Genomic DNA, 11,507 nt, shown 5'->3' with positions numbered 1-11,507 from the left:
GGCCGGCAACCTCAAACCCCTCCGGGGGCATCGCGCAACAGCCGGCCAGCGGCCGGCTCTACCGCTTCTTCTTCGCCGCGTTGAACGTCGCCGCCGCGCGCATCAGCGCCTTGAACGCAGCGGCATCCGGCATCGCGCCTTCATGGATGTCGATCGCACGCCGCGTGTTGCCCTCGAGGCTGGCGTTGAACAGGCCCTTCGGGTCCGCCAGCGCGGCACCGTTGGCGAAGGTCAGCTTCACCGCCTGCTTGTAGGTCTCGCCGGTGCACAGGATGCCGTTGTGCTCCCACACCGGTGTACCGCGCCACTTCCAGGTTTCCTGCACGTCCGGCAGCGCCTCATGGATCAGCGCGCGCACGTGTGCCAGCGCTTCGCCACGCCAATCCCCCAGCTCGGCGATGCGTGCATCGATCAGTTCAGCGGCCGGGGTTCCGGCATCGGCAGGGTTCGGTGCATGCGTGGCCATCAGCGGTTCTCGTCGGCAGGGAGATCGGAACGATGCACTTACATGCGCTCGCCGGGCAATGCCGCGGCCTGGCGCACCCAGTCGAGGAACTGCGCCTCATCCAACGCACCCTCCTGCTGGATGTGCAGGTAGCGCGTATCGGCACTCTTCGACGGCTCCGGCGGCACCGGCTTCAGCGCAGCGCCGCGGAAGAATGCCACCTTGATGTAGCGGGTGAAGCAGTGGAAGCTGAGAAACCAGCCTTCGCCCGGCGCAACCGCATACATCGGCGAATTCCACTTCACTGCCTTGTGCACACCGGGTACAGCCTGTTCGATCAGCGCGTCCAGCTGTGCTCCGATCGGCCGCTTCCAGTCCGGCATCGCCGCGATATAGGCCTGCACCGGGGCATCGCCCTCGCCCTTGGCAATCTGCGGGTTGCCGCCGGACAGCAGCGTGGGCGCGGCGGAAGGTGCGGTTCGCTTGGCAGGCATCGCACGGCACGTCCATCAGGATGAAACCGCAGCCTAGCGCGGCTCGCACCTGCCGGTCACGGCGCGGTGCGCCATCGGCTCAGTCCGCCTGCCGCGCCCGGAACTGCTGCCAGTCCGGCAGCTTGCGGTGGCGGCGCAGCGAGCGCATCAGCGCCGCCATCACCATGCCGAACAGGGCACCGGCCAACAGACCGGCCAACAGCAACAGCGCCAGCGGACGCTCGCTGCCCTGCCACAGCATCAGCCACATCAGGCCGGTCCAGAACAGCCCGAACAACAGCCCCTGCACCAGCGCATTGATGCCGAAGCTGGCCAGGATCGGCGGTGGCAGCGCGATGCCCAAGCGCCACAGCAGGCGATGCAGCAGCGGTGCCGACTGCACGCGCGCCAGCCCCTTGCCGTCGAGGAAGCGCAGCGCCGACTGGATCACGGCGGGATAGCGCGGGTTGATGTCGTTCATCACCTGATCGTGGCCGATGCGATACCGGAAACGCAAACGGCCACCCGAAGGTGGCCGTCGCGGCAACAACCGAAGTTGTTTATCAGGCCTTTTCGGCCAGACGGGCAGCCTTGGCGGCAGCAGCGGCAGCCAGGTCTTCCTTGATGCGGGCAGCCTTGCCTTCCAGGCCACGCAGGTAGTACAGCTTGCCGGCGCGGACCTTACCACGACGCTTCACTTCGACCGAGTCGATGATGGCGCTGTGGGTCTGGAAAACGCGCTCGACGCCGTAGCCGTGCGAGATCTTGCGGACGGTGAACGAGGAGTTCAGGCCGGCGTTCTTGGTGGCGATGACAACGCCTTCGTAGGCCTGCACGCGCTCGCGGCTGCCTTCCTTCACCTTCACGTTGACGACAACGGTGTCGCCCTGGCTGAACTTCGGCAGTTCACGGGTGATCTGGGCGGATTCGAATTCCGCGACGATGGACTTGTTCAGCTTGCTCATGGGTTACACCGATTCTTGTTCGGGTGGGCGTGTCGTATCGACAACGTAGGCTCATGCAGTCACCGGACTGTGCTGCACGTTTGTTTTGGGTACTGCGCGCGCCGACCGGGGCCGGCGGGAATTGGCCATGATAGCCGATAAAGCCAGCCCTGCGCTAGGGGCTGGCCTTGTATTTCTGGGCCTGACGGCCCTGCTCCAGCAGCTTGCGGTCGGCCTTGCCCAGCGCCTGTTCATCCAGCAGGTCCGGGCGCCGCTGGGCGGTACGGACCAGCGACTGCTGGCGGCGCCAGGCCGCGATGGCCGCGTGGTTGCCCGAGCGCAGCACGTCCGGCACGTCACCCAGCGGGTGCTGGGCCGGCTGGCTGTAGTGCGGGCAGTCGAGCAGGCCGAGGTCGCCCTCGAAGCTGTCCTGCGCCGCCGATTCAGCGTCATTCAGGGCACCGTCCTGCAGGCGGGCCACGGCGTCGATGATCACCGCCGCGCCCAGCTCGCCACCGGACAGCACGTAGTCGCCGAGGGAAATCTCCTCGTCGACATTGGCCTCCAGGAAACGCTCGTCGATGCCTTCGTAGCGGCCGCAGAGCAGGACCATGCGCGGCAGCGCCGCCAGTTCCCGCACCTTGGCCTGGGTCAACGGCGCCCCCTGCGGGCTGAGATGGATCACCCGCGCCGGGGTCGGATCAGCATCACGGATCGCCTGCAGGCAGGCCTGCAGCGGCTCGATCAGCATCACCATGCCGGGGCCACCGCCGAACGGACGGTCGTCCACCCGGCGGTAGTTGCCTTCGGCGTAATCACGGGGGTTCCAGCCATGCAGGCTGAACAGTCCCTTCTCCTGCGCGCGCCCGACCACGCCCAGTCCAGCGGACTGGGCAAGGAACTCGGGGAACAGGGTGATGACGTCGAAACGCATGCTCACACTCAGAACTCGGGATCCCAGTCGACCACGACCAGGTTGGCCTCGAAGTCGACCGACTTGACGAAGTCCGGCTGCACGAACGGAATCATCCGCTCGCGGTCACCACGGACCACCACCACGTCGTTGGCGCCGGTGCTGAACAGGTGCGAGACCTGGCCCAGGGCAACGCCCTCGGCGGTCCTCACGTCCAGGCCTTCCAGGTCCACCCAGTAATACTCATCGGGCTTCGGCGGCGGCAATGCACTGCGGGCCACGTAGATCTCGGTGCCGTGCATCGCTTCGACGGTATCGCGGTCCTCGACGCCGGGGAAACGCGCGACCAGGTGCTTGCCGCTGTCGCGGCCGCGTACACCTTCAATCGTGGTTTCCACGCCGGACGGGCTGCGCACGATCCACGGCTGGTAACGGAAAATGGCGGAACGTGGCTCGGTCCAGGACTCGAGCTTGATCTCGCCGCGCACACCAAAAGCGCCGACAACCCTGCCCAGCAGGATGCGGCGCTCGATATCTTTCATCTGCTTCAACCAAGAGGGCCACGCCGAAGCGTGGCCCGTCAGGATCAGGCCGCAGCGGCCTGGGACTTGGTCGCTTCCTTGATCAGGTTGCGGACCTTGTCGGTCGGCTGGGCGCCGTTCTTGACCCAATGGTCAACGCGGGCCAGGTCCAGCTCGATGCGCTTCTCGGCGCCCTGGGCGACCGGGTTGTAGAAGCCAACGCGCTCGATGTTGCGGCCGTCGCGCGCGCTGCGCACGTCGGTGACGATGATGTGGTAGAACGGACGCTTCTTGGCGCCGCCGCGGGTCAGTCGAATCTTGACCATGGTGTTTTTCCTATTGCCCAGTCGCCAGGATGGCGAGGTAAGCGGGCGATTATAGCGGCAGAGCCCGGCCGAGCCAACCCCGGGGGCTCGCCCGGGGTCAGATCCCTTTTGCGACGCAAAAGGGATCTGACCCCAAGCCGTCCCAAGCCACCGCCGCCAGCACTGCCCTGCCCTGTTCAGCCAGCGCCTCCGAGCCGGGCAGGACATGCTCGTCAATGGCCTCCAGCGCCCATAGGCCGCTGGCGTTGCAGGCGAAGGCCGCCTTCACACCGGCCAGGGCCGCCCGCGGGAGGGGCCGGGTGACCTGCGGGCCGGGCCAGTGCTGCTTCAGCAGACTCTCGGCGGTACCCCGCAGAGCGGGGGCGCGCGGCCAGAGCAACTGGTGACCGTCGTGCACGGCCAGATTCCAGGTCGTGCCTTCGCTGATGCAGTCGTCGCTGCCGACCAGCAAGGCATCGTCAAAGCCCCCGCCCATCGCCGCGCGACGCTCGGCAAACAGTCCAAACGTACCGACGTGCTTGATCTGCGGCAGCTCGCGCTGCCACACCACGCTACGCACCCGCTTTGGCGCGACCAGCGCCACCGGTGCAGACACGGCCACAAGAACGTCCACCGGTACCGTCGCCAGCGGATTACGGAAATCGAAGCGGCGCGAGTACACCGTCACCCGCAGCGAGGCATCGGCCAGGCCGGCCTGTTGCAGCGCCTGCGCCATCCAGCCCTGCACCTGCGCCACATCCAGTTCGCTGCCGAACAGTTCGCGCGTGGCCTGCGACAGCCGCGCCAGATGCAGGTCCAGTCCCTGCACGGCGTGGCCGCGCACCTGCAGCGAGGTGAAGTGGCCATAGTTGACCAGTGCAGGCAGCAGATCCTCCACCTGCGCCAGCCGGCCGTTGCAGGTCAGCGTCATCGCAGCATCGCCTGCGCCTGCTGCCACATGCCACGCAACACGTCAGCGGCCGGCTGTGCCGGTGCCATCCACGCCGACTGCCCGGCCCAGGCCTGCATCGCCGCCAGCCGGTTTTCCTGCACGGCCTGCCTGCGCATCGGCGCGGTCAGGCCGCGCTGCACCGGGTATGGACGCGGCGCGGGGGCGCCTTCCGCAGCGGCGGCGCGCACATAGGGGGTCGCCAGGCCACGGCCGAGGCGGCCACTGAAGGCACGGGTCGGCCAGGTATCTTCCGGTTCGCTGGCCGCCAATCCATCGGCCCACGCCGAAGCGATCGCCGCTTCGGGCGTGCGCAGGAAGGCCGTGCCGATCTGCACGGCGCTGGCCCCCAGGGTGAGTGCGGCAGCAATGCCACGGCCGTCGGCGATACCACCCGCAGCGATCACCGGAATCTGCAGGTGATCGGCCAGGCGCGGCAACAACGCAAACAGGCCGACCAGCTGGCGCTCGGCCATCGCCGGATCGAACGCACCGCGATGACCACCGGCCTCCACGCCCTGCGCCACCACCGCGTCTGCACCGGCGTCCTGTGCCGCGCGCGCTTCGGACAGAGTGGTCGCACAGGCAATCCATGCAATGCCGGCATCCTTCAACTGCTGCACGTGGCGCGGCAGCAGCACGCCCATGATGGTCGAGGCCACCGCCGGGCGCGCGGCCAGCAGCGCGGCGAACTGTTCTTCGAAATCGGCGGGCGTGGCGTCGGCAGCGCTGGCTGGCACGTCCGGGCCCCACTGTGCAAGGAAGGCGCGGCTGGCGGCTTCAGCGGCGACATCACGGGTCGGTGCCGGGTCCGGCACCCACAGGTTCACCTGTGCGGGGCCCGTCGAGGCAGCGCGGAAGTCATCCATCCAGTGGCCGATATCGGCCGATGACGACAGCACTGCGCCCATCGCCCCCATGCTGCCGGCATTGGCCAGCGCAGCCGACAACGGCACCGGGCAGGCGCCGGCCATCGGGGCCAGCAGGATCGGAAGCTGCAATGAAAAACGCCGACAGAAGGTGTCGGCGCGCTCAAGGATCGGCGATGCGTTCACGCGACATACCTGTGGGAGAAGTCACCACCCAGCATACGCCAGTCGCCGCGACCGGATCCGTAGACCCGGTCGCGCAAGGATCAGCGCGCCACCACCGCGTAGGTGCGCACCAGCTGGCTGTCCATTTCCTCGTTGAACTGGAAGGTCACGTAGCGCGCGTCGTCTGCGGCGAACTCCACCTCGGCCGCTGCGCGGCCGATCTCGGTGCCCTCTGCGTCCAGCGCGCGCGCCACCAGCTTGCCCTTGAAGGCCTTGTCGGCCACCACATACACCGCCGCTTCCTTGGAACCCATGCCGCGGCTCTTGCCCAGGGTCACGGTCAGGCCATGTGCGGCCAGGCCAGGATCGGCCTGCAGCGTCACGTTCATGCGCTTGTCCACGCCTTCGCCCAGGCCGGCGACGAAATCGGCCGCCGTGCCACTGATGGCACTGCCGGCCTTCTGCGATACGGACGTGTCGTCCTTGCATGCGGCCAGCGCCAGCACCAGCGCCGCTACCACGATCATCTTGTTCATGAGCATTCCCTTGTCAGATCAACACGTAGTCAAGCAACAGGGGGCTGGCCACGCAAGTGCCGGTCCCGGCACCTGCGCCCTCTCCCCCTTTCAGACATCAACGGAACGGCATGCCGCGGCCGCCCATGGCGCCCATCATGCCCTTCATGCTGCGCAGCATGCCCTTCATGCCGCCGCCGGCCATCTTGCTCATCATTTTTTCCATCTGCATGTACTGCTTCATCAGCTTGTTGACGTCGGCCGGAGTCACGCCCGAGCCCTTGGCGATGCGCGCGCGGCGCGAGCCATTGAGCAGGTTCGGGTTGCGCCGTTCCTTCTTGGTCATCGAGCCGATGATGGCGATCATGCGCGGCACTTCCTTGCCCTGGCTGACCTGCTGCTTCAGATGGTCCGGGATGTTGCCCAGGCCCGGCAGCTTGTCCATCAGGCCGCCAATGCCGCCCATGTTCTGCATCTGCTCGAGCTGGTCACGCATGTCGTTCAGGTCGAACTTCTTGCCCTTGGCGACCTTCTCGGCCAGCTTGGCGGCCTTGTCCTTGTCGACCTGCTGCTCGACCTGCTCGACCAGCGACAGCACGTCGCCCATGTCGAGGATGCGGCTGGCGATACGGTCCGGGTGGAACACGTCAAGGCCTTCCGGCTTTTCGCTCACACCCACGAACTTGATCGGCTTGCCGGTGATGTAGCGCACGCTCAGCGCGGCACCGCCACGGGCGTCACCGTCGGTCTTGGTCAGCACCACGCCGGTCAGCGGCAGCGCATCGCCAAAGGCCTTGGCGGTGTTGGCCGCGTCCTGGCCGGTCATGGCGTCGACCACGAACAAGGTTTCGGCCGGGTTCACCGCAGCATGCAGGGCCTTGATCTCGGCCATCATCGCTTCGTCGATGGCCAGGCGGCCGGCGGTATCGACCAGCAGCACGTCGACGAACGACTTGCGCGCATCGTCGATGGCGGCGCGGACGATGGCTTCGGGCTTCTGGTCGGCACTGGACGGGAAGAACAGCACGCCGACCTGCTCGGCCAGGGTCTTCAGCTGCTCGATCGCGGCCGGGCGGTAGACGTCCGCCGAGACCACCATCACCTTCTTCTTGCGCTTTTCCTTCAGGTGCTTGGCCAGCTTGCCCACCGTGGTGGTCTTGCCGGCGCCCTGCAGGCCTGCCATCAGGATGATGGCCGGAGCGGGAACATTGAGGTTCAGGTCGCTGGCTTCGGCGCCCATCACCGCGGTCAGCTCGTCGCGCACGACCTTGATCAGGGCCTGGCCCGGGGTCAGCGACTTCAGCACTTCCTGGCCGACCGCGCGCACCTTGATGCGCTCGATCAGGGCCTGCACCACCGGCAGCGCAACGTCGGCTTCGAGCAGCGCGATGCGGACCTCACGGGTGGCCTCGCGGATGTTCTCCTCGGTCAGGCGGCCGCGGCCACGCAGGCGCTCGATGGTGCCGGAAAGGCGCTGGGTCAGGGACTCGAACATGCGGTACGACCTGTCTGAAAACGGGGGACAATAAGGCAGACAGTATAACGGGTCCGCCACGCCTGCCGGACTGCGACGCCGCGGCCGTCGCCACCACCGCGGGGGTATGCGAAACTGCAACGATGACAATCGTTCTCATCGCCGTCCTGCTCTACCTGGCTGCCAGTACCCTGCTGGTGCGCGCGCTCGGCCGCGATGAAAGCACCGGCTCCCCCATCTGGCTGTGGCCGGCCCTGCCGGCGATGCTGCTGCATGGCGGCTACCACGTGATGGTGGCGATGCGCACCAACGGCGGGCCGGACATGCACTTCTTCGCCGCGCTGTCGCTGGTCGGCCTGGGCATGGCCTGGCTGACCTCGCTGGTCGGCGCGCGCGGGCGGATGTCGGCACTGGGCGTGGTGGTGTTCCCGTTGGCCGCGGTACTGCTGCTGGCCTACCACGGCTACGGCCACGAACCGAGCAAGGTGCTGGGCTGGCGCCTGGCCAGCCACGCCTGGCTGGCGCTGCTGGCCTACGCGACGTTGAGCATCGCCGCGCTGCTGGCGATCATGCTGTGGCTGCAGGAACGCGCCCTGCGCCGCCGTGAATTCCGGCCGTGGCTGCGTGCCCTGCCGCCGTTGGCGGACCTCGAATCCCTGCTGTTCCGGGTGATCACTGTCGGCTTCGCGCTGCTGACCCTGACCCTGGTCACCGGCGTGCTGTTCGTCGACGACCTGCTGGCGCAGAAGCTGGTACACAAGACCGTGCTGAGCGTGCTGTCGTGGATCGTGTTCGGCGTGCTGCTGATCGGCCGCCGGCGCTATGGCTGGCGCGGCATGAAGGCGGTGCACTGGACGCTGGCGGCGATGCTGTTGCTGCTGCTGGCGTTCTTCGGCAGCCAGTTCGTGATCGAACTGGTGTTCGGGCACACGCGATAGGCGGTGTGCCGACCAACGGTCGGCACCCACCCCGGTAGTGCCGGCCGCTGGCCGGCAACAGGGCCGCACCCTGCGTGGATGCCGCAGAAGGTCAGGGCACCGGCTGGGCCAGGATCTTCCGTACCGAACGGCCGCTGTTGGTGAGGATGTCATCGACCTGCCAGCAGCCCTGCCCCTGGCGCACCATCGGCAGGCGGGTCACGTAGGCCTTCTTCCATACCGAATAGCGCATCTCGACCTGGCCGGCGGTGGCCGACGCCTCTTTCCAGCTGTAACGCACCGGGGTTTCTATGTCGCCGTCCTGCGCATCCAGCCAGGGGTCGGAATCGATCGTGCAGATGCCCTCTTCGCGTACCTGGCAGGCGCGTTCGCCGCGCAGCGCCTTGCCAAAGGCCGGGCTGACCAGTGCGGCCGGCGGCTCCAGCAGGTCGCCATCGCCCGTCGTTGCCTCGTAGAAGGCACGGGCCACGGCGGTGGGCTCCTGGCAGGCGGGCGCAGCCTGCGCGATGGGGGCCAGCAGCAGGCCGATGATCACGAACATCCCAGTCTTTCGCATGTATTTCTCCTTGAGGTAGTGCCGGCCGCTGGCCGGCAACACAGGATCTCATGGCGTTGCCGGCCAGCGGCTGGCACTACCCGAGACCAGGCTTACAACCCGTAACGCTCGATCACATCCAGGTGCGGCCGGCGATCCTGGTCACACGCCTCGGCCAATCGCAGCCAGCAATGCGGATACAGCCATTTCGCGGTCTCCTGCTGCAGGAAGCGGTGCAGCGCCAACGGCGCATGGTCCTGCGGCTGGGCAACCGTGAACAGCAGGCCCGGCAGCGTGCCTTCCTCCATATCCGGATCGGTCACGGTGTAGTCCGCACGGCTGTGCGACCACACCTTCCAGCCCTGCGCTTCGGCCGCTTCCACGAAGTCGTTCCAGGCCTCTTCGCCGGGGTGCGCACCGTCGATCAGCCAACTGCGGGCGAAACCACCACGCTCCAGCACATGCACCTGCGCATAGGTCGGGATGAAGTGCTCACGCGCCTCTTCCTCCTCCGGCGCCGGATGTACCAAGGCAGCATCGAACACCACCCAGTCACCGACCTGCTGGGCGCGGTTGGCCGGCGCGTTCTCGACGATACGCGCGGTGACCGGGCCACTGCGGCGCGCGTAGTACTCCATCGGCTCGCCGTTCTCTTCGCTGCGGATGATCACCCAGCCCCACGGCTCCTCGACCACGCCGTCCTGGCTGGACAGCTCCATGCCGATCGCTGCCGCCGAACGGCGCACCGCATCCCAGTCGCGTGCCGCGCTGGCCGCGCTCATGTGGTCCCAGTGTGCGGCGTTGGGTTCTTCCAGCAGCTCCACCAGCTGCGCATAGCAGGCCTGCGCCTCGCTGAAGCGACCGGTTTCCATGTACATCCGCGCCAGCGTACCGCGTGCGCCATGCGAGCCCGGCGAGGCCGCCAGCAGCGCCTGCGCGGCCTGCTCCAGTGCCGGCCAGTCGGACACGCGACGGGCGCGCTGCACCTCGCACCAGTGCGCGAACACCGGCACGCTGCCACGATAGAGATCAGCCAACTGGCGCAGGCCTTCGTCGTCGCCCTGCTCGGTCAGCCAGCGCATCAGCGTGTAGGCGGCCGGGCCATCATCCTGCGCATGTGCGCGCACGAAGCGCCACAGCAATGCGCGCGCTTCCGTCTGCGCCCCACAGGCGCTCAGCGCGGAGGCAGCCATCTCGGCCAGCGCTTCATCATCCGGCAGCTCGGCATGCGCCTGCAGCAGCCATTGCGCCTCACGCTCGGGGTCACGCACCTGGTTCTGTTCGCCCTGCGTCTCCAGCCATGCCAGCAGCTCGCCGGCCGGCACCGGCAGCGGTGCCACGTCCGGCAATGCATCGATGCGCGCGGCCAGGCCGGCCACCAGCGCAGCCGCCCCACGGTCCTGGCGCAGCTGTGCCAGATGGGTACGCGCCAGTTCCAGCTGGCGCATCGCCACCCAGCGTGCGCCACGCTGCAGGGCCAGCTCCAGGCTCAGCGCAGCGACTTCGATCAGCAGGCGGTGCGAGCCAACCTCGGCAAAGTGTTCGATGATGGTGTTGAAGCGCGTACCCAGGTCCCAGGTATTGCGTGCGGGATCACGCCGGCACAGCGCTGCGGCGGTGTTCGCCCACAGCCGCCAGTAGGTAGGCGTCAGCTCGCTCCACGGCACCAGCTGCTGCAAGGCCTCTTCGTCGCGGTCCAGCTGGGCCAGCGCCCACGCCTTGGACAGGCGGCGCGGCACCGTGCAGTTGGCCGGCTCGTACTCGCCGGACGCGGCCACTTCGGCCTCGCGCTTCTCGATCAGCAGCAGCGCTTCTTCGGCGCGGCCCATGCCCAGCAGGATCTTGATCTGCATCTCCGGGAAGCTGTCGAACACTTCCTTGCCGCAGGCCTCGATCGCGTCGGACTGCACCTGCAGGTAATCCAGTGCATCCTGGCCACGGCCATCATCAAGCAGTGCATCGGCCTTTTCGCAGCTCAGGCACTGGAAGCAGGCCCAGCTCGGGTCGATGCGGCCCAGCGTCTCGTCGCACACCTCGATGCGCTCCGGCACCCAGCCGGGGCCATCGATGTTGCCGTAGCAGGCGGCAAGATCCTGGGTCACGCAGATCGACTGCGGGCATTCCAGGGTGTCCTCGCGATGCGCACGCTCGAACAGCGCCACGGCTTCGCCCAGCGCGCTCTCGCCTTCGACGCGGTTGCCGACGCGGTTGCGCAGCGCCCAGTGGCCGACGTAGACGTCGACCCACGGGTTGTCCAGCGCCTTGCCCAGCGCACGCGCTTCGGGCAGCAGCGCGTCGACGCGATCGACACGCAGTTCACTCACCTCGTCGGCGAGGCGGTTCAGCAGGTGCGCATTCTGCGCCTGGCCGGCCTGGCGCAGGTCACCCTGCAGTTTTTCAACCCAGTTCCAGATGTCCATGGGGTAAGTACTCCTGTCTAGCGAAGGCTGGATGAGAGGAT

Annotated in this window: 14 protein-coding genes; 1 reads left to right on the top strand and 13 read right to left on the bottom strand. The window is 67.5% G+C overall.

All coding sequences use genetic code 11. The annotated features are described in order from the left end of the window. Positions 1-58: 58 nt before the first annotated feature. The 11 genes from D5301_RS21335 to ffh form a co-directional block, all read right to left on the bottom strand. Positions 59-466, bottom strand: coding sequence for a DUF1801 domain-containing protein (locus D5301_RS21335; protein WP_153856808.1), 408 nt, complete (start codon positions 464-466; stop codon positions 59-61). 38 nt (positions 467-504) lie between these two features. Then, positions 505-939 carry a DUF1801 domain-containing protein gene (locus D5301_RS21330; RefSeq protein ID WP_153856807.1) on the bottom strand — a complete coding sequence of 145 codons (435 nt, stop codon included), beginning with the start codon at positions 937-939 and terminating at the stop codon, positions 505-507. 79 nt (positions 940-1,018) lie between these two features. After that, the gene (locus tag D5301_RS21325) at positions 1,019-1,399 is read right to left on the bottom strand and encodes a DUF6404 family protein (protein WP_153856806.1); all 381 of its coding nucleotides are present in this window, start codon (positions 1,397-1,399) and stop codon (positions 1,019-1,021) included. 82 nt (positions 1,400-1,481) lie between these two features. After that, positions 1,482-1,883 (bottom strand): 50S ribosomal protein L19, encoded by a 402-nt coding sequence (gene rplS / locus D5301_RS21320; RefSeq protein ID WP_005408597.1) that lies wholly within the window; start codon positions 1,881-1,883, stop codon positions 1,482-1,484. A gap of 154 nt (positions 1,884-2,037) precedes the next feature. Then, entirely contained in the window at positions 2,038-2,796 is a 759-nt protein-coding gene (trmD, locus tag D5301_RS21315) for a tRNA (guanosine(37)-N1)-methyltransferase TrmD (protein ID WP_153856805.1), read from the bottom strand. An 8-nt stretch (positions 2,797-2,804) separates the two neighbouring features. After that, on the bottom strand, positions 2,805-3,317 hold the full coding sequence (gene rimM, locus D5301_RS21310; RefSeq protein WP_153856804.1) for a ribosome maturation factor RimM: 513 nt from the start codon (positions 3,315-3,317) through the stop codon (positions 2,805-2,807). Positions 3,318-3,361: 44 nt separating this feature from the next. Further along, entirely contained in the window at positions 3,362-3,622 is a 261-nt protein-coding gene (rpsP, locus tag D5301_RS21305) for a 30S ribosomal protein S16 (RefSeq protein ID WP_005415733.1), read from the bottom strand. 97 nt (positions 3,623-3,719) lie between these two features. After that, positions 3,720-4,532 carry an aminotransferase class IV family protein gene (locus D5301_RS21300; RefSeq protein WP_110711629.1) on the bottom strand — a complete coding sequence of 271 codons (813 nt, stop codon included), beginning with the start codon at positions 4,530-4,532 and terminating at the stop codon, positions 3,720-3,722. Then, the gene (locus D5301_RS21295) at positions 4,529-5,605 is read right to left on the bottom strand and encodes a nitronate monooxygenase (RefSeq protein WP_164160676.1); all 1,077 of its coding nucleotides are present in this window, start codon (positions 5,603-5,605) and stop codon (positions 4,529-4,531) included. The genes D5301_RS21300 and D5301_RS21295 overlap by 4 nt, the downstream gene beginning before the upstream one ends. Before the next feature lie 80 nt (positions 5,606-5,685). Beyond that, positions 5,686-6,120, bottom strand: coding sequence for a hypothetical protein (locus D5301_RS21290; RefSeq protein ID WP_110711627.1), 435 nt, complete (start codon positions 6,118-6,120; stop codon positions 5,686-5,688). Between the two features lie 97 nt (positions 6,121-6,217). Beyond that, on the bottom strand, positions 6,218-7,594 hold the full coding sequence (ffh, locus tag D5301_RS21285) for a signal recognition particle protein (RefSeq protein WP_014036403.1): 1,377 nt from the start codon (positions 7,592-7,594) through the stop codon (positions 6,218-6,220). 122 nt (positions 7,595-7,716) lie between these two features. On the opposite strand from ffh, the gene ccsA reads away from it, so the two are divergent. Beyond that, positions 7,717-8,511 (top strand): cytochrome c biogenesis protein CcsA, encoded by a 795-nt coding sequence (ccsA, locus tag D5301_RS21280; protein WP_110711625.1) that lies wholly within the window; start codon positions 7,717-7,719, stop codon positions 8,509-8,511. 91 nt (positions 8,512-8,602) lie between these two features. On the opposite strand, the gene D5301_RS21275 is transcribed toward ccsA, so the two are convergent. Together D5301_RS21275 and D5301_RS21270 are read right to left on the bottom strand one after the other, a co-directional pair. Then, positions 8,603-9,067 carry a hypothetical protein gene (locus D5301_RS21275; protein WP_110711624.1) on the bottom strand — a complete coding sequence of 155 codons (465 nt, stop codon included), beginning with the start codon at positions 9,065-9,067 and terminating at the stop codon, positions 8,603-8,605. A gap of 92 nt (positions 9,068-9,159) precedes the next feature. Then, positions 9,160-11,466: a tetratricopeptide repeat protein gene (locus D5301_RS21270; RefSeq protein ID WP_153856803.1), complete on the bottom strand. Its 2,307-nt coding sequence runs from the start codon at positions 11,464-11,466 to the stop codon at positions 9,160-9,162. Positions 11,467-11,507 lie beyond the last annotated feature (41 nt).

This window comes from Stenotrophomonas sp. MH181796, from assembly GCF_009659995.1.
Classification (GTDB): Bacteria; Pseudomonadota; Gammaproteobacteria; order Xanthomonadales; family Xanthomonadaceae; genus Stenotrophomonas; species Stenotrophomonas riyadhensis.
The sequence above is the reverse complement of the archived record's forward strand: the minus strand, read 5'-3'. Positions and strand labels throughout refer to the sequence as shown.